This is a genomic window from Koromonas humicola (genome assembly GCF_059726255.1).
On sequence record NZ_AP040873.1, the window covers coordinates 3,002,802 to 3,026,469 of the forward strand.

Genomic DNA, 23,668 nt, shown 5'->3' on the forward strand with positions numbered 1-23,668 from the left:
AGTGGTGATTGAACAGGAAGGCAGCGACAGGTTCATCGCTGCCTTCCCCTCTGCGACTTCTAAGCCTCTAGAAGAGGATTTTCGCGGCGAGTTGGATAGTACGACCGTCGCGAGAGCCAGTCACCTTCCCGTAGGTCGAGGATCCGACTGTGGTCCCGATCGTGGTCGGGTTGCTGTGGTTGAAGAGGTTGAACGACTCCACACGGAACTGCATGTTGACCTTCTCGACAAGACGCAGGTTTTTCATCAGGGCCGTGTCAAAGCGCCACATCCCAGGTCCGTTCACCGCACCGCGCCGTTCGGTCGGCACGCCGCTCAGATCAATTCCGGGGCCCGTTGGGTAAGCAAAGGCTGCGGTATTGAACCACTTGGTCCAAGAATGTGGTGCATTACTGTTCGGGTCGGCGACCTGGTTGGGACGGATGCTGGAGATGCTTCCCGCGCCAGGAGCATGATAGCCGCTGGCCATCACATCGCCTTCCGCTGTCGAGTTCCCGATGACCGTAAGCGGCAGACCGCTTTGGACGGTCAGGATGCCGGAGAGCTCCCATCCACCGAGAACGTGTCCAGCAAATCCCTTTTGGCTCTTGAGCCACGGGGTGTCATAGACAAAGTTGGAGCTGAAGACGTGACGGCGATCGAGCTGCGAGCGACCATAGTCACACTCGATACAGTAGCTGTACATGATGCCCGTCGAACGGTCGGTCTGCATGTTGGTAAGGGCTTTAGACCAGGTGTAGAAGGCGCCGAAGGTGGTATTCGTGCCGAACTTCTTATTCACCGAGGTCTGGAGCGCATGGTAGTTTCCCCTGAATCTCGGAGAGATCTCGCCGATGGACATGAAACCCACGTACGGACGATATGCGTTTAGAGCTTCCTGGCATGACGAGCTGTTCGAGTAAACTCCGTTCGCCTTCAGACATCCCTTACCTGGCGTACCAGACAGCAAGCCGGCGGCTGCCGCGACTCCCGGCTTCACCTGATTGATATCAATCAAGCCCGTCAGGTGCTTCGAACTGCTGCCTATGTATCCTATATCCGCGAACCATCCCTTGCCGAATTCCTGCTGCACATCGAGGTTCCAGGACTCAGTGTAAGGAGTCTTCCAGTTCGGGTCGGTACCGTAGATGCTCAACGGCAGCGTGCCAGCGCTGGCGATGTCGGGGTTAGAGATAAAGGATCCCAGGATCGAATCGCTGGAATTATTGAAAATATTATCTTCGATCAAGCCGGCGGCAACCGAGTCATAGAACAAGCCGTAGCCGGCACGAACCGAAGTCTTTCCCTTGCCGGTCGGATCCCAGACGATTCCAACGCGCGGCGCAATGTTCGCCTTGTCTTGCTTCGTGATGGACTCACCATAAGGAGAGTTCACGCCGCCCACAATGCAACCGTTGCCATTGGCGCAGTTACCCGTGCCAGAGACAAGGTGTCCAGTTGCATCCACTGCCTGTGCCTTGGCTGAGCTGTATAGGTTCTGGTCGAACGAGATCAGGTTCTTTCCGTTCGCCCACGGGGTCTGGAAGTAGGAGTAGCGCAGTCCATAGGTGAGGGTCAGGTTCGGGCGTATACGCCACTGGTCCTGACCGTAGAATTCCCAGAGGTTCTGGCGCATATCCGCCGTGAAGTCTAGCGAAGACTGGGAGAAATTCGAGTCGGCGAAGCCGAGCAGGAAGTTGGCCCAATCATTAGTAAGGCCATCGTTGTCTGGCTGTGCGTCGCCGTTGAACTCGTAGGTGCCGGCGTTATTGCCTGCGGCGTTTTCCTTCTTCTGATAGTGGTTGAAAGACATGCCAAACTTCATGGCATGTTTGCCCTGCGTCCAGCTGAAGTTGTCAAAGAGGTTGTGGTTGCGGTTGTAGTCGCGGTACTGACCAAAGCTGCCAATCGTACCACCGAGGGGATCATCGAAGACCACGGAGGGAATCCGATTCAAGGTGACTGAGTAGGGTAGCTTGACTGCCGCGGCGATGTCGGGTGAATTAGTCCGAGAAGCCAGACCCGTCGGATCACTCTCGATGGCGCCATAGGAGTACGCGTAGCCGACCTCGTTATATAACTTCTCCGAGATCTGGAACGTAGCGCGGCCCATCAACTGCCGACCGGGAGAATTCGTCTTGGTATTGCCCACGCCCGGCAGGTTCGCCTGCGGTCCGAACAATCCGAATGGCTCTTCGGTAGGGATTGAGTCGTTGATGAAGCGGCCCATCAGGGCGACCTTTGAATTGAGGACGTGGTCCAAGCGGTACAACTCTTCGCGATAGTTGAAAATGCCAGGTTCTACAGCGATCAGTTGAGTGCCGCTGCGGTAAACGCCCGGCATCTTCGCGATCTTGCTGTAGATATCCTTGATGTAGGCAGCCGAGATGGGATTGATGTTGGAAATCGTGTTGCCCGTAGCAGTACAGGCGCCAGTAGCATCGACGGCCGTACAGACCGTAGTGGTGCCGAAGTTGCCCGCCAGCATCGCGTCGGTCGGGTAGTCGTTCGTTTGGGTAATCGGAGTTGTTACGCGGCGAGCTTCCTCGGAAAAGAAGAAGAAAGTCTTGTCCCTGCCGTTGTAGAGGCCAGGAATGTAAACCGGTCCCCCGATAGTCCCGCCGAAGTCGTTATAGCGAAGGACAGGACGAGCAACCTTTTTGAAGTTGTTATAGGGACTATTGGCGTTCAACCAATCGTTGCGGAAGAACTCATAGAGTGATCCGTGGAGCGCATTGCCTCCAGAGCGGGTAACGACGTTGATCTGGCCCGCGGCTGTGCGTCCAAACTCCGGACTGTAGCTGCTGCGCTCGATCTTGAACTCCGAGATAGCATCGACGCTCGGATACACCAGCAGGGTGATATTGGAACCGTGGTCGACGTTATCGGCGCCGTCAATCGTCCAGTTGTTCTGGCTTTGGCGCTGACCGTTGATGGCGAAGCTAACTACGTTGACCTGTCCGGTGGGGTTCGTCGTACCGACATAAATCTGATCGGCGGCGTTGCTCGTGACGCCCGGTTGCAACGTGACCAACTGCTCGTAGTTGCGATTGTTGAGCGGAAGTTCGCGAACTTGGTTACCAGCGATCAAACCTTCCACGGCCGCAGTATCAAGATTTACCTGCGCGGGTTCGGCTTCAACCGAGATAATTTCGTTTCCAGATCCCGGTACAAGTTGCGCATCCACCGTTAGGCGGTCACTTACATTCAGCACGATGTCTTTGTGTACTACCGTGCGGAAGCCCGTGGCCGACACAGATACAGAGTAGGTGCCGACGGGAAGCAAAGGGGCAACATATTCGCCCGCAGGTCCCGTGTGCAAAGTACGTATCGCCTGATTGCGATCAGTGTTTGTGACCGTGACCGACGCGTTGGGGATTACCGCGCCGGTAGAGTCAGTAATGGTGCCGCGGATCTGTCCGGTGATTTCCTGTGCGTGAACCACCAGCGATGCCGAGAGCACCAGCATGAGCACGAACAGCATATTTCGTAGGCGCATTCAGCCTCTCCTAAAACTCAGTTACAGATTGTTGTGCCCAACTTCCTCGACCATTTCACGAATTTGATCGTTTATGGTCGTTACAGATCGAAACAACGTACCTCCATCGAAGTGACTCTGTCAACAATTATTAAGCCCGAGAATCAACACTGGCAGCGCCCGCAATGCTCAGATACAGCACGTCCCGGAGGCGCCGTGCGTTGCAAATAACTAAGGATTGCAAGGAAGGCGATCGACCTGATATGTTCACATTCGTTCAGGCAAGCACGGGGATTAGTGACCGTTTCTGCGCTCTGGAGGCGGAATGCCGTGCCGCCAACAGGAACTTGCCCATGTCTGCTGCCACGACTTCTACGCCCAAAAGCGGAGCCCACCTCCGACGCTCGCTCACTCTCTGGAACCTGATCATCTACGGCATCATCATCATCCAACCGATTGCGCCCATGGGAATCTTCGGCGGGATCGCGAACAAAGCTCATGGGCATGTAGTGACGACCATTCTGATCGCAATGGTCGCGATGATGTTCACCGCGCTCAGCTACGGCAAAATGGCGCGTGTCTATCCGAGCGCAGGTTCTGCCTATACATATGTGGGCAGCGAACTGAGCCCCATGCTTGGTTATCTGACGGGATGGAGCATGGTGATGGACTACCTGCTGAATCCACTGATCTGCATCATCATCTGCAGTGACCTCTCGCAGAATCTGGTTCCGCACATTCCGCATGCTGTATGGATGGTGTTCTTTGCCCTCATGTTTACGGTGCTAAATCTGCGGGGCGTAAGGACCTCTGCGAAGTTGAATAACTGGATGGCGGCCGGAATGACAATTGTGGTGGGCATCTTCCTGGTCGCGGCGTTTCGGTATGTGACTGGAATGCAGCCCAAGATTCCTGGCTTCTACACTCGGCCGTTCTACGATCCGGGAACATTCTCGAGCACCGCTGTCTTCCAGGGCACCTCGTTGGCGGTTCTCACCTACATTGGCTTCGATGGCATATCTACTCTTTCGGAAGAGGTCGAGAATCCTCGGCGCAACATACTGCTGGCGACTGTACTGGTTTGCCTAGTCACTGGCATTTTGAGTTCGGTGGAAGTGTATGCAGCGCAATTAGTCTCGCCGTGGACGCATCCGCTGGCACAAGCTGACACGGCGTACGTGGATGTTGCGGGCAAGGTGGGCGGACTGCGGCTCTTCCACCTGCTAAACCTCACACTGCTCGTTGCAAATATCGGCTCTGGCATGGGAGCGCAGTTGGGTGCCGCACGCCTTCTCTATGGGATGGGTCGCGGCGACGCGCTACCAAAATCATTCTTTGGCAAGGTGGACGAACGCAGCGGAGTGCCGGCAAATAACGTCCTGCTGATTGGTGCGCTTGCCCTGAGCGGCGCGTTTTTCATGTCGTACGAATCCGGCGCAGAACTGCTGAATTTCGGAGCATTCATCGCGTTCATGGGCGTGAACCTAGCGGCTTTTGTGCGCTATTTCTTACGCGACCGTAATCGCGGCTTGGGAGCGGTCTTCTTTCATGTGTTGTGTCCGCTTGCCGGATTCTGCATTTGCGCATTCATCTGGTGGAATCTGGCATGGAAGACAAAGATATTCGGTGCGCTCTGGTTGGCAGGAGGCGTAGCGTACGGCGCTTTCAGAACTCGCGGTTTCCGCAGAGAGTTGGTGGTATTCGACGCTCCTGCCGAGTAGGCATGGAGCGTCGAAAGCCGCCTGTTAGTTACTGCTGTTGGAAGTGAGATTGTTTCTGTTTGTTAGTATGCGCCGCTTGCGGCCGCGACTTCGACGGTGCCAAGGTCTGCGCGTCGGCATTCCATCCCTCAACCCTGATCGCATACCGGGAAGCTGCGGCGTCCGGAATCGTAAACTTCAATTCGCGGGACTCATTGGGAAGCAGCGAAACAAAGTTGTCACTCCAGAAGATGGGCGCGAGGAGTTTGCCTGTCTTGGAGTCGACTGCGTAAGCCTGAACAAGGAATACAACGCCTTTGCCACGGTTCGTGAGTCGAACTACGCCCTTGCCTGTTGCCTGCTCCTGCACTACCGCGTGCAGGTCCGCTTTCGGAAGCTGTTGCAATGCGCTCATGTCACCGTACTGCGTCGCAGGAGTGTAGAAATAGTTGCTTTTGTCCCACTGCAGGTCGGCCAACGTTTTTGTGAGCACGTAGAAGTTTTCACTGACTAACTTGCCCTCGGTATTGCGTAATTCCAGCTTGAGGAATGAAGCTTCGGGCTGCTCCGGAATAGTGATGGTACGCACTACGGAGTCAGGCGCAAGATCCAGCGATTGCTCTTTCAAGAAGCTTTCATTGCCCTCCAGCGTCAACACACGCGCCGTTACCTTCAGCGCATTCTTAGCCGAAAGGGTGGAATTTACGACATCGACAGTACGTTCGCCATAGCGATACTGCACGTGAACCGGCTCATTCGCTTTTCGAGTACCGAAGTAGCCTCCAGCGGGAACCAGGTAGTAGTCGTAGAGGTGCCACATGAAGGAAGGCCAGGCGTTATTCAGCATCCACTGCACAACGCCCGTGGACGTGTACTTGTTTGCCGAGTACGCTTCGAACATGGCGCGCTGGCCGTCGTAAGCCATCCACTGCGACTTGCGGACGTAGTCTTCGAGACTGTTTGCCTTTCCTAGTTCGCTCTCCATGGCGGAGTTGAATATGTTGTACTGCCCAAACTTCCCTATCGCAGCATGGAAGTTCCACACTTCATCCTGCGGCCACAAGCTCTTTTCCGGCAGAGTTCGTCGAATGCTACCGATGGGCGGTATGGCCGGACCGGGGCTGGTCTCGGTGTTGAAGCCGTACGCACCACCAAGTTTCGCAGTGTCCAAATACCAATACTCTGGCGGCACGTAATCGTACGGACCTGACATCTTCACGCCGCTTGCGCCTGTAACGCTGGTTGGCTTCGCCGAGGCAGAGCTGACGAACGGGTTTACCCAATCCCGCTCCTTCAAGATGTTGACGTAGTCGGTTTCCACGTCGGCCGGAGGCGGACCATCACTGCCATTCAGCCACACGAACACACTAGGGTGCGCGCGCAAGCGACTAATCTGGCTGGCAAGTGAAGCGTTCGCGATCTTGTGATCGTCGGTTGTCCACTTGTCCCAGTGCTCCCAGTGATCACAGCAACACCAGCCTGCCATCACAAGAATTCCCATCTGGTCCGCAAGATTGAAGAAATCTTCGGAGCCAAGCTTGCCCTCGAGACGCACTGTGTTCAGTCCCATGTGCTGGACATACTCAAGCTCCTGTCGAATGCGCTTCTCCGACTCTCTATAGAACAGATCTGGGGACCAACCCGCGCCACGAATCAGGATGTTCTTGCGGTTGATGCGGAATTGGCGGTATCCCTTGGCATTCAAGTCTCCTTGCACTTCGCGAATGCCGAACCGAATCTTCTTCTCGCTAGAGATTCTTCCGTTTACACGAGCTGCTAAGGCAAGTGTCTCAAGATGAGGAGTGCCATACTGCGCGGGCCACCAGACCTTCGGATTCTTTACGTGCAGTTGAGGATACGTTTCGGGACCAAAGCGCACGACCCGTTTTTCATTTGCCCCCAACTCTAAATCTCGCTCTACGGATGTGCCGCACAGTTGCGCCGTGATAGTAGCCTTCACCGGGTGTTCCGTTGCGTTCTCAACATCAGCAACAACCGTGAGGTCGGCGGCCGTCAGGTTGTCGTTTGCAAAATGCGAACTGACGGATGGATTGCGCACGATGATCGGGCCAGTTTCATAGAGGTACACCTCGCGCCAAAGCCCCATGCTCTTGTCCGCTGGCCCGTGGTTCCAATCTACAAAGTTGATACCGAGGTCGTTTTCCGTCTGTGCGAACACTTCGACGGCGAGCACATTCTTGCCGGGTTGCAGCAACGGTGAGATCTCGAAGTCATAGGCACGATAAGCTCCCGCAACCTGCCGAGTGTCGGCCAGCTTGGTTCCATTCAGCCATATGTTGGCACGGTAATTGATACCTTCAAATCGCAGCCATGTCTTGCCGCCTGCGGGATGGGGCGCAGAGAACTCCTTGCGATACCACCACGAGCAATGGTACGGACTGCTCTCCGACATAGGAAGATTGGTGAAGATCTTCCCGATCGGATAGTCCGTTCCCGGAATGTCACGCAGATTCATGCCGAAGAACGGATCTTTGAATTGCCCCGCTGCAATCTGCGAACCCAGCACTGTGTTCGGAACAGTCGTATTGATCCAAGTTGAGTCCTGGTGGAATGCCTTTGTGCTCAGCGTTGCACCATCAAAGTTCTGCCCGCAAGAAGAATGGAGTTGCCATCCTTCCCGTAAAGGTATGCGAGTGTCTGGTGCAGGAGTGGGCGCTTTTTGAACACTCTGGGAGAGTCCAATCAACGGAAACAGAAACAAGATGAAGGCAAGTAGAAACGGACTGCTATGTCTGGAATGACCGGCAGCAATGCTATCCATAAATTGACCTCGGTCGGCAACAGCAGGCTCAAAAATCGAACATAAACGGAACTAAAAAAATCAGGTCGTGCACGGCAATAATGGGAATCGCCCTGACACGACCTGTTGGAGGTTATTCGTTCGGCAATGAATAGACTCTCAACCGCAACTCTCGGCCGGAGAGAGTCAATCCTGCCTTACGAACTTGACCAAGTGGCGAGGACGATCCACGTTTACGTTATTGAGTATTGCAATGTGATAAGAAAGCAGTTGCAAAGATACGATTTCCAGTAACGGAAGAAGAAGTTCCGGTGCTTTGGGAATTGTGATCAGGCTCCGAACGAACTTCTGTGCCCAACTATCGCCTTCAGAGGCAACGAGAATCACCTGGCCAGACTGGGCGGAAAGCTCTTCAGCCAGCGCAACGGTCTTCTCGTAGCGAACCATGGACTCAGCATCCGTCTTATCGCGAGTCGCAATGATGATTACCGGGGTCGAATGATCGAGCAAGGCTGTCGGGCCATGGCGCACCTCGCCCGCGGCATATCCTTCCGCATGGATGTACGCTGATTCCTTCAGTTTGAGGGCAGTTTCCAGAGCGATAGGGTGATGCACTCCACGTCCTAAAATGAGGAAGCTCTGGTGCTGGTAGTAGCTCTTCGCAATGCGAGCTGCCTGCTCATCCATGTCCTCGATAGAGTCTTCCATCTTGCCGGGAATCTGCTTCAGTTCTTCTACTAGCGATAAGAGTTGCACATCGGAAACGGTGCCGCGCACTTTGGCGAGATAGAGCGCGAACAAGTACATTGCCGTGAGCTGGGTGGTAAAGCTCTTCGTCGCAGGGATCGCAATCTCTTTGCCCGCATGGGTGAACATAGCGCCATCGCTCGCGCGCACAATGGTGGAGTCTTCGACGTTGCAGATTGATAACGTCGGGAAGCCTGCATCAGCGGCGGTCCGCTGGGCGGCGATCGTGTCCCCTGTCTCTCCAGACTGTGTGATTACGACTGCAAGGCTATGGAGAGGCGACACCGGTTTCCGATAGCAGTACTCGCTTGCATGTTCCACGTCAACGGGGATGCCCACCAGGGTTTCGATCATGATCTTGCCTGCTAATCCGGCGTGGCGGCTGGCTCCGCTGGCAACAATCGTGATGCGTTCAAGAGATCGCAGTTGTTCGGCCGTGAAAGGGTCCCGATCCAGCGTGATGTTTCCCTTTGCATCAACGTGAGAACGGATTGTCTCTTGAATCGCGTCAGGTTGCGCGTAGATCTCCTTCAACATGAAATGCGCGAACGGTGAGGACGGCCCTCCAATGACGCTTTGCGTATGAGACATTCTAAAACTCCTTCATTATCTTGAGTGCTGGAACACTGCCTCAAACTCCTGCTTTTTCCTGTTCAAAAGATCACGAACTTGTGTTCAACTATGATCGTTTTGAGTTCGTTACTGATCGAAACTAGCTCTATAATGGGTCTTCTGTCAACACGAAAGATCACACGAGCGACAGAAGACTAGGGATTGAACAGGTATTAAAAGAGATCACAACTTGTGCTCTGTAGTGATAACTTCGTTTCATTGCTGCCAGACGAGCACGTGAACTTTCGTTCTGAAACTTCAGAGCTGAGGAAGAGAGTATTCATGCACATTCCGGCTGCACTACTCGAAATTCGAACCATATTGGCGGTCGCCGTTATGTTTTGTGCTTGCGTTGCAGTTGGAGAATCATCGGACGCAGCGGCCAGTTACGTCGTCTCTAAACCTGTGATCAATATGTATTCCCTGGCTTCGACCGATGGAGAAGTTATCTCGCAAGCTCTTTACGGCACCAGCGTGCTCGAAGTTGCGAAGAATGGCCAGTGGATCAAGATTCGCACCGCAGATGCCTATGAAGGATGGGTTGCGGCATCGAACGTGACGGTGCTGCGTGCAGAATACGCTCCGCATGGCAAAGGGGTTCAAGTTATCCAATTGAGTGCGAATGTTTACCGTGAACCGGATGTGACGAAACATGCTCCGCTGCTGAATCTGCCTTGGGAAGCTCGTTTGGAAGTAGTCCCCGTAAAGGTTGGAGGTGGCGAGCGATGGCTGCAAGTAAGACTGGTCGATGGCCGGACAGCGTACGTACAGCGCGGCGATGTTGCAGAGAATCCTGCTGTTTTGAACATTGATGAGACCGTTCAACTGGCGCGCAAGTTTCTGGGCATTACCTATACCTGGGGTGGAACTTCCACCTACGGATACGACTGCTCAGGGTTCATGCAGATGCTCGTTCGCCAGCGCGGAATCATCATGCCGCGTGATGCCGATGCGCAGGCAAGCTGGAGTGGAGTGGCTCCCGTCGAGCGCAAAGATCTGAGACCCGGAGACCTGCTCTATTTCGGTGAATCCACGGGAAAGATCACGCATACGGGCATGTACATCGGAGGCGGCGAATTCATTCATGATACGACGCACGCACATCCCTCTATCCAGATCAGCAAGCTAGATGATGAGCCTTGGACGAAACTGCTGGTGGCTGCACGGAGAGTGAAGCAATGAATCGACGGGATTGGTTGAAGGCCGCAGGTGCAATCGGAGTGAGCGCGGCAATGGGAACAGACTTGAACGCCACAAACATGACTACAACGAGCGGCAAGGCAGAAGTGAAAGCCGAACTGAAGCGTCTCACGCTTCGCCACACATGGACAACGACTATGTCCTCCAGCGCCTATCGTGACACCGTTCACTTCCAATACAAGCGCGATGGGATCACCGGACACGGCGAAGGCGCGCCCATCATTCGCTATGAGGAGTATCCCCAGCAGGCGAAGCAAGCCATTGACGCAATCGTTGACCGAATTGCAACCGGCGATCCCATGAAGTTTGAGAAGTTTCTTACCGAGGCACGTCGCGCTCTTGGGGACAAGCAGCATGCAGCGATGGCGGCCGTTGATATCGCAGTTTGCGATTGGATCGGCCAAAAGCTGGGAATTCCGTTATACGAGTATTTCGGACTCGACCCGGTTGATACGCCTGTCACCACGTTTTCGATTGGGATCGACACACCCGAGATTACGCGGCAGAAGACGCGTGAAGCAGAAGCCTTCCCTGTTCTAAAGGTCAAGGTTGGGTTGAAGACTGACGAGGAAACGATCGAAGCCGTACGCAGCGTCACCAAGAAACCCATTCGCGTCGATGCCAATGAAGGCTGGACCGACAAGGAAGAAGCGATTCGCAAGATCAATTGGCTTGAATCACAAGGTGTGGAATTCATAGAACAACCCATGCCGGCGCACATGTTCGAAGAAATCAAGTACGTGCGCAGCAAGGTCCACATCCCAATTATTGCGGACGAGGCTTGCACCGACGCATCGAAGATTCCCCACCTTGCGGAAGCTTATGACGGAGTCAATGTAAAGCTCGATAAATCCGGCGGCATCATGGAAGCCTACCGATGGATCAAGCTGGCTCGCGCCTTGAATCTGAAGGTAATGCTTGGCTGCATGATCTCCAGTTCATGTTCCTGCACCGCCGCAGCCCATTTGACGCCTCTCGTGGACTACGCAGATCTCGATGGAAATCTACTCATCGCAAACGATCCCTACGAGGGCGTGAAAGTGCACAACGGTAAGTTGATTTTGCCAACGGGACCGGGGCTAGGGTTGAAGGTACTGCCCTCTTAAGGACCAACGCTGAACCAGTGAAGTTTCGCAGTACCGCCGATATCGGCAAACGGGAGATACCAGTGAAGCGTCGTTCTGAAATTTCTAAATTCGTGCTGTTTGTCCTGATTATTACGACCTGTTGCTACGGATTATTTGCTCAGACTGCATCGCCGGTTCAGAGTCAGACGACTGCGAGTCCAACCATAGTGTTTTCCGGCATCGATCAGACCATGAACGATGCAGTCTCCAACGGCTTAATTCCGGGCGGAGTCGTGCTCATCGGACATGACGGAAAGATCGTCTACCGCAAGGCTTTCGGAATGCGATCCCTGGAGCCGGTGAAAGAAGCCATGACCGTCGACACCATCTTCGACCTGGCCTCTCTGACAAAATGCATTGCCACGACGACCTCAGTGATGAAGCTAGTGCAAGAAGGAAAGGTTCGGCTCAATGACCCTGTAGCCGCTTACTTGCCTGAGTTCGCCAAGAACGGAAAAGAGAGCATCACGGTTCGCCAGTTGCTCACGCACTTCTCAGGGCTTCGAGAAGACCTGGATCTGAAAACTGCATGGGCCGGTCGTGATACTGCGTATCAGATGGCGATGGACGAAAAGCCTATCTTCCCTCCCGGATCGCGTTTCCTCTATAGCGACATCAATTTTGAAACGCTCGGCTTCATCGTCGAAAAGGTCAGCGGCACAACTCTCGCTGACTACGCGGCAAAGAATGTGTTCGAGCCCTTGTCGATGCACGACACCCGATTCGTCCCAGCTCCCCAAAGCCGTGCTCGAATTGCTCCCACCGAATATGACGACAGCAAGGCGATGCTTCGTGGCGTAGTCCACGACCCAACTGCTCGCAGGATGGGCGGAGTGGCTGGGCATGCAGGTCTGTTTTCAACTGCCGACGATCTCGCGAAGTACGCTCAGGATATGCTGACCGGATTCCACGTCCTCTCCGCGCTTACGGTAGAGAAGATGTCCACCCCGCAGCAGCCTCCAACTGCGGCTTCCCTTCGCGGACTTGGATGGGACATTGATTCTCCGTTTGCGAGCAATCGCGGAGAGTTCTTGCCGATCGGATCCTTCGGACATACCGGTTTTACCGGAACTTCCATATGGATCGATCCTGTCACAAACACTTACGTCATCGTTTTGACCAATGCAGTGCATCCGCACGGAGGCAAGTCAGTTACTTCCTTACGCGCACGCATCGCCTCCGAAGCGGTGCAGAGTCTTCAGCTTTCGGTTCCTGAGGCGCAGAAGCTTCGCTTGTCCAGAATCACAGGCTACAACGAAGCGATGACGGGTTCGCGCTTAGCGACTGTCCGAAATGGTTCGGTCCGGACCGGCATCGACGTGCTTGAGAGCCATAGCTTCACCGAATTACGCGAACCTGGAGCTACCAAGACCAGAGTTGTACTCGTCACGAACCATACCGGAGTTGACTCCCATGGCGCTCGTACCATCGACGTTTTGGCAAAAGCTCCAGGCATCGAACTCAGCGCGATCTTCAGTCCTGAACACGGAGTTAACGGAAGCCTGGACACCACGGCCATTTCCGATTCCAAGGATTCCGCGACCGGAATCCCCGTGTACAGCGTTTATGGAGACACAAGCGCCAAGCGGCACCCCTCACTCGATGTTGTGAAGTCCGCTGATGTGATCGTTTACGACATACAGGACATCGGAGTGCGTTTCTACACCTACGAGACCACGCTCGGTTACTTCCTTGAAGCAGCCGCAAACACCGGCAAGAAGATCTTCGTTCTCGACCGCCCGAATCCGATCAACGGCGTCTATGTGCAGGGCCCTATCAGCGACAAAGGTCGCGAGAGCTTTATCAACTATGGCCAGGTTCCGGTTCGTCATGGAATGACCATTGGTGAACTGGCGCGCTTCTACAACTCCGAGCACGGAATTAATGCGCGGCTAACGGTAGTTCCAATGGAGGGATGGCAGCGTGGTGATTGGCTGGATTCCACCGGACTTCTATGGATCAATCCCTCGCCGAACATGCGACGCCTCGCAGAAGCCGAACTCTATCCTGGTATCGGCATTCTGGAAGCGACAAACATTTCAGTGGGACGCGGCACCGATACTCCATTTGAACTCGTAGGTGCACCGTGGATTCACTCGTTAGAGCTCGCCTCATATTTGAACGCGCGTGCAATCAGCGGCGTGCGTTTTGTCCCCCTCGAATTCACGCCGAGCGCAGAAGTGTATGCGCAGAAGAAGTGTGGCGGCGTGAACATTGTCATCACTGACCGAAACGCGTTGGATGCGCCTGAGCTCGGAATCGAAATCGCTTCGGCGCTGCACTCGCTTTATCCGGACCACTTTGAGTTAACGAAGCTCGATCACTTGATGTACAACGACTCGACGGCCAAGGCTATCAGCGCCGGGCAGGATCCTCGGCGTGTGTGGATGGACTGGAATGATGCCATTGAAGGTTTCAAAGCAGTCCGTACCAAGTACCTGTTGTACTAGGAAGGTCTGCAGCAAGGAGGGCCTATGAGTTTGATTCTCGGTATCGATGGCGGCGGAACCCGTACTCGATGTGCGGTGGCGGACGACACGACCATTCTTGGTCGCGGGGTATCCAACGGTTGCAATATTGTAAGGAATGGCGAAACCACGGCTCGCCTATCAATTCAATCTGCAATCGCGGAGGCACTCGGCAATGCGCACGTCGAGCCCGAAGCCGTAGAAGCTGCGTGCATTGGGGTTGCGGGAAGTGCCGTTCCGAAGGTCGCGCAGGCGATTCTTGGAATTATGAAGAGTATCCTTGCATGCCCGATCACTTTGGTTGGAGATCAGGAAATTGCTTTTGAGGCAGCATTCGGCGATGCCCCTGGCATTCTGGTGATCGCGGGGACCGGGTCCATTGCCTTCGGGCGAGATGCGGACGGCAACTCGGCACGCGCGGGTGGGTACGGGTTCATCGTTTCCGATGAGGGATCGGGCCAATGGATCGGGCGCACCGCGGTATCGAGCTGTCTACGGTCACAGGATGCGGGAACCCAATCATCTCTGATGCCGCTGTTCCTGAATGCTTTCAAGGTTTCGAGCGTCGGAGAGTTGATCCAGGCCGCAAACTCCGTCCCCCTCCCCGACTTCTCAAAGCTTTTCCCCTTGGTCCTCAAAGCTGCGGAAGCCGGAGATACGGTTGCTTCCAAGGTGCTGAAGAGTGCAGGGCAAGAGCTTGCAAACCTGGCGAAACTTGTGGCAGAAAGGCTAGATCTGAAGAGCGACAGCTTCCACGTAGCAATGACCGGGGGCGTTTTCGAACACAGTGCAATGGTACGGGCCGAGTTCCAGAACGCGCTAAGATCCTCGGCCCCTGAATCAACGATCCTCAACGGAGTAGTTGAGCCGTTGATTGGTGCCCTGTCTCTCGCTCGCAAACAAGCGAGGGTCCAAGGCGAAGTGCTCAGATAGATGGTCGTTTAAGGTGCCATGTTGCGCCCCAGGTCAGAGGCGTTCTCGACCGTCTGGAAGTACCGGTATGCCTGCAACGCAATGTTGCTGATCCCGTCCTCCGCTGCAACTTCGTTGTGGGCATAACTGGTCATCACACTGATCACAAACGGGTGGTTCTTCAGCAAAACAACTCCCGAGTCATTTCGTACACCCGAGAGCGACCCCGGCTTGTTTGCGATCTTCAGATCTTCAGGAAGCAGCCGTGGTATGTCGCTTGACTTCTCCGTGCAAAGCCGACGGAGCAGGTCGGCAGTAAGTTCTGGGTTAAGGATCTTCCCACGATAAATCAACTCGAACATTGCCGCTTCTTCGCCCGGAGTGGATATATTTTCGCGACCCTCTTGTGCGGCGCGAGTGTCCATCATTTTCCGGCGCAAGCGTGTGCGGTGTAGTCCGAAAGAATCGAGCATTCGGTTCACATTGTCTTGCCCCACCCGATCGATCAGGACGTTCGCTGCCGTATTATCGCTAACCGCTATTACAATTCCTGCTAGGTCGGCGTTCGTTACACGGCTCACTCCAGGGGTCAAGTTCTCCAACACGCCACTGGAGCCAACAATATCCTGCTTCTGGACAACATAAAGATCAGAGAGATGTGCCCCCTGCCCGCTCTGGGATTGCCGATACAACTCCACCAGCACTGGAACTTTGATCGAACTGGCAGCCGGGAAGGTCTCGTCGGCGTTGATACGAAGTTCATGCCCATCGGATAGGTCTCGTATTACCACGCCCATAACGCCATCGAAGTTGCGCTCAATGGTCGTTACATTCTCGACCATCTTCTGCCAGAGCAAGTCTCGTGTGTGCAGCTTTGGCGTTGTCACCCCAGAAACTTCAGCCGACACCGGCGTGTTAGCCAGAACGTTCTGATGGCTCTGGCCGGTAGCGGACGCTACGGCCAACATCACCACGAAAATCAGCTTCTTCATTCCTTCTCCGCGGGCTATCTCTTGCTGTCCATTCATTTCCAAGAGGCGCGCGCAACACAACTGCGCGTCCACAGCCAAGAGTCCTAATTTGATTTCAGTCGATTGTCATTCACGAACGTAAATTCCGCAACGAATCTGACACACACGCCTCAGAAAAATAGGTGGCGCCCGTTTCACAATTCGTCTTCAATCTAGCCAAGAATTGTCTGGATCAGGAGAGAACGATGATCTAATATGATCGTTTACGATCACGAACGAACGGAGAACAGGCAGTTATGGGTCTGAATTTTCTGGATATTGTTGTAATTGCAGTGTATTTGGCCTGTGTCACGACGTTCGGGATGCGCTTCCGGAAGAAGCAAAGCACCCTTAAAGGCTACTTCCTCGCGGAAAAGACGATTCCCTGGTGGGCGATTTCGCTGTCGATCGTGGCAGCGGAGACGAGCACCCTCACCATCATCAGCGTACCCGGCATAGCGTACGAGAAGGACTTCAGATTCCTCCAGCTTGTGATCGGATACCTGATTGGTCGCGTGATCATCAGCCTTCTCTTGATTCCGCATTACTTCCGTGGTGATCTCGTAACTGCGTACCAGCTCATCGAGCGACGGTTTGGCCAGAAATTGAGGTCTCTCACTGCGGGATTGTTCCTTATAACCCGCGCCGCAGCGGAAGGTGTCCGCATCTTTGCTGTCGCGATCGTAGTTGGGATTGCACTTTCAAGTCTCCTCTCCGGATTCAGTGATTTCGGGCGCGACGTCGCGGCAATCGCCATCGTCACCGTCCTGACGTTGCTCTACACATTCAAGGGCGGCATGGCCGCAGTGATCTGGACCGACGTGGTTCAACTTTCGGTTTACCTCACAGGAACGCTGATTGGATCTTTCACGATCCTCCACCTTGTCCCCGGTGGATGGCACACCGTGTACGACATCGCCGCGTCTGCCGACAAATTCCGCGTCTTCGACTTTTCTTGGAACTTCTACACGACTTACACCTTCTGGTCCGGAATCATCGGCGGAGCCTTCCTGACTACAGCCAGCCATGGCACCGATCAACTAATTGTGCAGCGTTTGCTTTCGTCCAGAAGCGAATGGCAGTCCAAACTCGCATTGCTTGCCAGCGGCGTTCTCGTAATGCTCCAGTTTTCGCTGTTTCTCTTCATCGGCGCGATGCTCTACGCTTTCTACAAGCTGTTTCCGCCGGTTTTGGCCTTCACGCGATCCGACACGATTTTCCCGACATTCGTCGTCACCCGGATGCCACATGGGATTAGCGGTCTGCTGATATCCGCAATTCTCGCCGCTGCTATGTCAAACCTGAGTGCGGCTCTTTATTCGCTATCGTCCACCACCGTCGTCGATTTCTATTCCAGGTTTGTTCCAAATGCGAGCGAGAAGCATCGTGTCTTTGTCTCGCGTATGGCGACCGTCGGGTGGGGAGTCATTCTCTTTGCGCTTGCAATCGTTGCGCGCCGTGGCGGAAAGGTGCTTGAGGTCGGTCTGTCCATAGCGTCCGTGGCGTATGGATCCTTGCTTGGCGTATTCATGTTAGGCGTGTTGACCAAAAAAGCAACCGAGAATGGCGCAATCGTCGGCATGCTCTGCGGCTTTGTTCTGAACATTTACTTATGGCAGTTCACCAAGGTTCCTTTCACTTGGTACGTTCCTCTTGGAAGCATTACTACGTTTGTGATCGGCTATGGCGCGAGTTATCTCAAGGTTTTGTATACGCCAAGTGATCTGGAAATCAACGATGCGAGGCGAAGGGTCTAATGCGGCTTAATGGACTAAAAACGGAGAAGCAGAATCGCGTCTCCACCGATCTGGACAGACTGAATTCGTTAGAAATTGCGACTCTGATGAACCGGGAGGATGCCAAAGTATTGAAGGCTGTCCGCCAGGTGCTCCCTTCCATTGCCGAAGCTATCGATGTTGTCTACGATCGCCTTTCGCGCGGCGGGCGCCTCATTTACGTGGGTAGCGGTACCAGCGGTCGAATCGGCGCGCTGGACGCATCCGAATGTCCGCCGACGTTCGATACCGATCCAGAGATGATTCAGTTTGTAATCGCCGGTGGTGAACGTGCTCTGGCGAATGCAACCGAGGCAAGCGAAGATTCGGCTGAGTTGGGTATTGCTGATATCGCAAGCCGAAAGCCCGGCAAGAAAGACGTTGTTGTCGGACTTGCGGCGAGCGGCCGTACGCCCTACACCATCGCGGCATTGAAATACGCGAAGAAGAAAGGCTCTGCCACCGTCGCAATCGTGTGCAACCCCGGCTCCGAAATGGCAGAGGTTTCGGATATAGCCATTGAGGCTGAGGTTGGTCCTGAAGTCCTTACCGGATCGACTCGTCTGAAGGCAGGCACGGCAGAGAAGCTGATCTGCAACATGCTCACGACCGGCGCGATGGCTCGCCTCGGCTACATCTACGGCAATCTAATGGTGAACGTTCACCTCAAGAACGAGAAGCTGGTCGAGCGCGGAATTTGCATTGTCCAACGAATTGCCAAGGTCGATCGGGCTGTTGCGCTGAGCACATTAAAAGCTGCGGACATGAAGGTGTCTCACGCTATAGTTATGCTGTGCGCAAGCGTTTCTAAAGCAGAAGCCATTCGGCGCTTGAAACGTGCCAATGGGAACATTCGCAAAGCAATTCAAGGCTGAATGCCATCAGTGGGAGAGAAGAGGTCACATCTCTTCTCGATGGTATTCCAGACTATTGGCTCAAGATGCCCTAGACCGTAATGATTTTGATCCCAGCTTTACGCAGTTCGTCGAGGACCCTCTCGGGTGCCTGCTTATCGGTGATTACTTGCTGAATTGAGGTAATTGGCACGATTGATGACAGGCTGCGGCGTCCTAACTTACTGGAATCGCATACGGCGACGACCTGCTGCGCTGCGGCTACCATCTTACGATTCAGAGCCGCTTCCAGCATGTTCGAGGTGGAAACTCCGAGCTGTGGATCGATTCCCTCCACGCCCATGAATAGTATGTCGGCTTTTAAGTGCGTCAGGGCTTCTTCAGCAAGCGGCCCGATCAGAGAGAAAGAGTTCTTCCGCAACATTCCGCCCGTGAGGATCACGTCCACCGTTGCTCCAGCGAGTTCGCCAGCAATATTGATTGCATTGGTGATTACAGTCAGTTGCTGAAAAGCGCGGAGTTGACGTGCAATTGCCGTGGTCGTCGATCCGGAGTCCAGCAATACAGACTGGCCCTCCTTCACCAACTTCGCTGCGGCACTGGCAATCCTCAACTTTTCGCGAGGGTGTTGTAATTCCCGTTCGATCAGGCTGTGATCAGCTTCCGAGCCGTTCTGGATGCAGATTGCCCCACCATGGGTGCGTTGTATGAGTCCACGTTCCTGCAGCGAATCCAGATCTCGCCGGATGGTGATCTCAGACGTTCCGAGTTGTCGCGCCAATTCAGAGACAATCGCACGACCATTTCGCTGTACCACTTCAACGATTCTGCGTCGCCGTTCTTCGTTTAGCATGTGATCGGATCTGTCTGTCTCTTTGCGAGTTATTGTACGAAGTTGTTCGTTGTCAATCTATCACGCATCCCCAATTTGGCGAATCCAAAAGTTAGTATGGCGTGGCAGGCTCCCATTTGCGGCTTCTGCTGACGGGGGCCTGCCCTTCCCTTACGAGATTGCCATCTCTTTTTTCTTCTCACGCTCAAAATACTCTTCGATTTCCTCCAGTGTTTTACCTTTCGTTTCTGGTAGGAAGAACGCTGCGGTGACGAAGTAGATCACCGTGAATCCTGCAAACGCGAAGAACATCGCCGCGTAGCCATACTTTCCAACCGTGGGCAGGAAGATCGCTGCGATCGTGGTCGAACATGCCTGGTTAACCAGCATGGCAATGCTCATTCCGTTGGAACGAATTCTGGTAGGCATCAGTTCCGAGAGCGCCAGCCACACGCATAATCCCGGACCAACCGCGAAGAAGGCCATGAAGGTGAACAGGCTAACGGCGACCAGCCATCCGCTCCGCTCATCAGGGATTGGAGTGATTAGAGCATTCTCAATCTTCAGCGGCGCTTTCCGAGCAGCAACGAGATCGCCGAACGGATTTGAAAAGAATGCCAAGACCTTGTTAGGCGGAATGCAGCTCTCACGCGTCAATTCAAGTGGCTTTGCTACCGGGTCGTCTGAACGAACCACCTTCGTGGCCGCGTGGAAATCTCCGTAGGAGTAGATCACGAGGAACGACGTCGCGCGGTTGGCAAGGGCTTCGCTCGCGTAGGATTTCGACGATAGTAGGTCGCTCGCGATGTTCCTGTTGTAGAGCAGAGATATCTGATGATCCCCATGAATACTGGATTGAATCGCATCGGCAACATCAACGCGCTGCTTTTCTGTCTGGCGGAACAGTATGCCCACGCAAATCAGGGCTACGATCACTCCGGCGCTTCCCAGCGACAACAGGAACTTACGTCCTTTGCGATCCACCAGCACGACGCCGGCAATCGTCACCAGGAAATTTATCACGGTGAATGCAACGTACCCCCAATGCGCCTGCACGTCCGAGAGCCCGCTCTGCAGGAGGATGTTGGTGTTGTATCCAATGATGCAATTGACTCCCGTCAACTGATTGCAGGCGAGAATGATGCAAGCCAGCACGAACGGAATCACGTACTTCCGGCGCAAAAGCGATCCCATGGCTTTGGTTGTGCCCGCCGCACCTGCCTTTTCATTCGAGGCGACTTCTTCCATTTCCTGAAGTTCGGCCTCAGCCTGATCAGCGGTTCGAGCGCGCAGCAGGGCGGCTAATGCAGCATCTTTTCTGCCGCGCCGGAATAGCCATCGTGGAGATTCCGCCACCATCAGGCTTCCAATCACGAAGAAGATTCCGGGAAGCAACGATACCCAGAAGATTCCACGCCAAGCCATGTCTTTGAAAGCGAGAAGCTTCGCAGGATCACCAAGCTTCGCAACAATATCTACGCGAATGCTGAAGAAGATACCCACGAACGCGGCACACACAATTCCGAGGGTGAGCAACCACTGAAAGATGCCGGTTCCCCTACCACGACTCGAGGCGGGCAAGCATTCTGCCAGGTAGAGAGGTACGACCACCCCGATCAGTCCGGCGCTCACTCCCTGCAGCACACGCCCAAAGACCAGTGGGCCATATCCGTGGGAAAGCGCAATCATCGGAATGCTGATGACAAACAGCACTCCGCTCCAGAACATCAGCGGCTTGCGCCCCATCCGATCGGCCAAAATGCCGGCGAATAGAGTTGAGATCACACTGCCCAACAATACCGCTGCAACAACTATGGATAGCTGCCCTGAATTCAGACCGGATGTGGCTTCGAGGTATGGCAGTGCACCCGCGATGATTCCAACGTCCACGCCATACAGCAGGCCACCGAGACCTGCGACTAATAAGAGGAATTGATTGTAGGCAGCTTTCTTCCGTTGTGCCGTAACGCTGTTTTCACCTATCGATGCAGAGGTCATAAGTCCTGTTCTTCGATCATTGGGTCTGGTGTTCTAAGCCAGATCCGGACATCTGTTTGTTGAAATTGGCCGCGCCTCTTTACGCGGCCTCATTCCATGACTATTTCTTAACCACAGCGACCTTCGAGGAAGTGGACGGACCGAAGCCACGCTCAACGATTCCAGGAATAGTGACCGGCATGTGTCCTTGAGCAGAAATCTCTCCGAACAGTACACGTACCGCGCTGATTGCCGATGTGGTTGTATTAGAGAATGTACACAAGTACGTCTGTACTTCGGGGATTGCCGTTACGATGTATGGGTTACCAAAGGCTACCACCGCCGTCTTCGGTGCTGCGGTTTTCACAATTTCCGCCAGCAGGTTACTGGAATCATCGTCCAGGCCGGCCGAACCAACCTCTTGTCCCTTGCTGCGCACAGTACGTCCGCCGCTTGGAAAAGCTTCAGCAATCGCTATGACCTTGGTCGCCTTCCCGACCGCCGTAAGAATTTCCAATCTCTGAGACTCGGACGTCTTTCCGTCGACACTGAACACGTTTACACCGGGCAGTCTCGACCTAAATTGTCTCAGAAGCATCCGTCCGTTCTCGTAGGCACGAATGTCGTCGCCAAAGAACACCAGCACAGTGCTCGGATCGACCTGTTCCGATTGCGCCTTTACGGGGGTGATCGTGTTTGAGGCAAGGACTGTACTTCTCAGCGGCAGGACCTGGTGGTTATCACGAACCAACGTCACTCCGCGATCCGCAATGCTCTGCGCCACAGCAACATTCTCCGGCTTTGCGATCTCTTTTGAAACCTCCGAAAGATCCACGAACCGGTTCTTCTGCAGTCGGAGTGATGCTTTCATGCGCAGAATCTTCGTCACGCTCTCGTTGATGCGCGCCTCGGAAATCTCGCCCTTCCGAACTGCCTCCAGCAGGCCGTTATAGGTGCCCTCAATATCCAGCGGAACGATGACCATATCGTCGCCAGCCTTCACGGCCTCAACTGCGGATTTTGCAGAGATCTCCGCATTAGTTCCAGTGAAGAATTGCGTGAGCGCGCCCATTCCCATACCGTCAGTCACTACAACACCGCGGAACCCAAGCTGTTCTTTCAGAAGTCCGGTGACTACGGCGCGGGAAATGCTCGCCGGACGCTTCGGATCAGGTTCGATTACCGGCACGGCCATGTGTGCCACCATCACGGCATCGACTCCCGACGCGATGGCCGCTCTAAATGGAGCCAATTCGAGGCTATCGAGCCGCTTACGATCTCCATCGAAACTAGCCAGGGTCAAGTGCGTGTCGGTGTTCGTATCACCGTGGCCGGGGAAATGCTTGACTGTCGTCAGCATTCCAGCGCTGTGCGCACCGGCGATATAGGCGTCCACCATTTCGCTCACCTTCGCCGGATCCTCACCGAAGGACCGCGTATTGATGATCGGATTTGCCGGATTTGAGTTGACGTCGGCTACAGGAAACCAGTTCCAGTGGACGCCGATCGACCGCGCCTCGCGAGCCGTAATCTTGCCGAATTGGTATGCGGAATCCCTGTCCCCTGCTGCGCCAAAAGCCATTGCGTGCGGAAAGGCCGTGGTTCCGTCAATACGCATCGAAAGCCCGCGCTCGAAATCTCCGGCAATAATCAAAGGGTATTTTGAATCACGCTGTAGCGCGTTGGTGATCGCGGCCGCTTCGATTGGTTGGTTCCTCATCAGGGAGGCGTCGTCGCCTCTCGTCGTCAAACCAAACCCTCCGAGATGATACTTTTTGATCGCATCGCGCAGTTGCAGATAATCGGGACTTTCAACATTCAGAAAGCGGATCGGTGCCCAGATCATCAACATCTGGCCTACCTTTTCCTCGATTGATAGCTCCCGAATAGTCCGAGTAACCCACTTCTCGCCGCTTCGGTCAATCGCCACACCCGTGACCTCATGCATGCTCTTCGCGCGCACTTTGGTCTTCGGCCCCGCGGCCTGCAATGACGTACCACTCAAAAGTGCCGCAATCAGCACCCAACGGATTCCCCGGTTCCAGCACGCTGTGTCCATGCGTTCGAATTCTCCCTAACCATACGGCCATGCAATGAGCAATAATCTGTGAGGCAAAACATGCGCATGCGCAAGCCAATAAAATGAAAAGCTCGTTCTATCCACCAATTCCGTTCGCGTGGCCATTTTCTCGCGCACGAAAGCGGTTTTATGGTTGACATCCTGAGTAGCAAAAAG

At 54.4% G+C, this 23,668-nt stretch carries 14 protein-coding genes; 7 read left to right on the top strand and 7 right to left on the bottom strand.

The genetic code is table 11. The features are described 5' to 3' along the window. Positions 1 to 67: 67 nt before the first annotated feature. Positions 68 to 3,478 carry a TonB-dependent receptor domain-containing protein gene (locus AC6IZD_RS13115; RefSeq protein ID WP_497783763.1) on the bottom strand — a complete coding sequence of 1,137 codons (3,411 nt, stop codon included), beginning with the start codon at positions 3,476 to 3,478 and terminating at the stop codon, positions 68 to 70. 242 nt (positions 3,479 to 3,720) lie between these two features. On the opposite strand from AC6IZD_RS13115, the gene AC6IZD_RS13120 reads away from it, so the two are divergent. Next, a complete protein-coding gene (locus AC6IZD_RS13120) occupies positions 3,721 to 5,178 on the top strand; it encodes an APC family permease (RefSeq protein ID WP_497783764.1) in 1,458 nt (485 codons plus the stop codon). 28 nt (positions 5,179 to 5,206) lie between these two features. Here the strand turns inward: AC6IZD_RS13120 and AC6IZD_RS13125 are convergent, their stop codons facing one another. Together AC6IZD_RS13125 and AC6IZD_RS13130 are read right to left on the bottom strand one after the other, a co-directional pair. Continuing rightward, on the bottom strand, positions 5,207 to 7,939 hold the full coding sequence (locus AC6IZD_RS13125) for a glycoside hydrolase family 2 protein (RefSeq protein ID WP_497783765.1): 2,733 nt from the start codon (positions 7,937 to 7,939) through the stop codon (positions 5,207 to 5,209). A gap of 165 nt (positions 7,940 to 8,104) precedes the next feature. Continuing rightward, positions 8,105 to 9,256 (bottom strand): isomerizing glutamine--fructose-6-phosphate transaminase, encoded by a 1,152-nt coding sequence (locus AC6IZD_RS13130; RefSeq protein ID WP_497783766.1) that lies wholly within the window; start codon positions 9,254 to 9,256, stop codon positions 8,105 to 8,107. A 303-nt stretch (positions 9,257 to 9,559) separates the two neighbouring features. On the opposite strand from AC6IZD_RS13130, the gene AC6IZD_RS13135 reads away from it, so the two are divergent. From AC6IZD_RS13135 to AC6IZD_RS13150, 4 genes are all read left to right on the top strand, one after another. Further along, positions 9,560 to 10,459: a C40 family peptidase gene (locus AC6IZD_RS13135; RefSeq protein ID WP_497783767.1), complete on the top strand. Its 900-nt coding sequence runs from the start codon at positions 9,560 to 9,562 to the stop codon at positions 10,457 to 10,459. Beyond that, the gene (locus AC6IZD_RS13140) at positions 10,456 to 11,583 is read left to right on the top strand and encodes a dipeptide epimerase (RefSeq protein WP_497783768.1); all 1,128 of its coding nucleotides are present in this window, start codon (positions 10,456 to 10,458) and stop codon (positions 11,581 to 11,583) included. The genes AC6IZD_RS13135 and AC6IZD_RS13140 overlap by 4 nt, the downstream gene beginning before the upstream one ends. Positions 11,584 to 11,645: 62 nt before the next feature. After that, entirely contained in the window at positions 11,646 to 14,054 is a 2,409-nt protein-coding gene (locus tag AC6IZD_RS13145; protein WP_497783769.1) for an exo-beta-N-acetylmuramidase NamZ domain-containing protein, read from the top strand. Positions 14,055 to 14,078: 24 nt separating this feature from the next. Further along, on the top strand, positions 14,079 to 15,005 hold the full coding sequence (locus AC6IZD_RS13150; RefSeq protein WP_497783770.1) for an N-acetylglucosamine kinase: 927 nt from the start codon (positions 14,079 to 14,081) through the stop codon (positions 15,003 to 15,005). Between the two features lie 8 nt (positions 15,006 to 15,013). Here the strand turns inward: AC6IZD_RS13150 and AC6IZD_RS13155 are convergent, their stop codons facing one another. Further along, complete coding sequence (locus AC6IZD_RS13155) at positions 15,014 to 15,976, bottom strand: serine hydrolase (protein ID WP_497783771.1); 963 nt, start codon at positions 15,974 to 15,976, stop codon at positions 15,014 to 15,016. A gap of 275 nt (positions 15,977 to 16,251) precedes the next feature. On the opposite strand from AC6IZD_RS13155, the gene AC6IZD_RS13160 reads away from it, so the two are divergent. Together AC6IZD_RS13160 and murQ are read left to right on the top strand one after the other, a co-directional pair. Further along, positions 16,252 to 17,751: a sodium:solute symporter gene (locus tag AC6IZD_RS13160; RefSeq protein ID WP_497783772.1), complete on the top strand. Its 1,500-nt coding sequence runs from the start codon at positions 16,252 to 16,254 to the stop codon at positions 17,749 to 17,751. Beyond that, positions 17,751 to 18,644 (top strand): N-acetylmuramic acid 6-phosphate etherase, encoded by an 894-nt coding sequence (gene murQ, locus AC6IZD_RS13165; RefSeq protein WP_497783773.1) that lies wholly within the window; start codon positions 17,751 to 17,753, stop codon positions 18,642 to 18,644. The genes AC6IZD_RS13160 and murQ overlap by 1 nt, the downstream gene beginning before the upstream one ends. A gap of 70 nt (positions 18,645 to 18,714) precedes the next feature. Here murQ and AC6IZD_RS13170 read toward each other — a convergent pair whose 3' ends face one another. The 3 genes from AC6IZD_RS13170 to AC6IZD_RS13180 all read right to left on the bottom strand — a co-directional run bounded on the left by AC6IZD_RS13170 (position 18,715) and on the right by AC6IZD_RS13180 (position 23,491). Further along, complete coding sequence (locus AC6IZD_RS13170; RefSeq protein ID WP_497783774.1) at positions 18,715 to 19,476, bottom strand: DeoR/GlpR family DNA-binding transcription regulator; 762 nt, start codon at positions 19,474 to 19,476, stop codon at positions 18,715 to 18,717. A 150-nt stretch (positions 19,477 to 19,626) separates the two neighbouring features. Beyond that, positions 19,627 to 21,453, bottom strand: coding sequence for an MFS transporter (locus AC6IZD_RS13175; RefSeq protein WP_497783775.1), 1,827 nt, complete (start codon positions 21,451 to 21,453; stop codon positions 19,627 to 19,629). A 100-nt stretch (positions 21,454 to 21,553) separates the two neighbouring features. Further along, a complete protein-coding gene (locus AC6IZD_RS13180; RefSeq protein ID WP_497783776.1) occupies positions 21,554 to 23,491 on the bottom strand; it encodes a glycoside hydrolase family 3 protein in 1,938 nt (645 codons plus the stop codon). Positions 23,492 to 23,668: the final 177 nt, after the last annotated feature.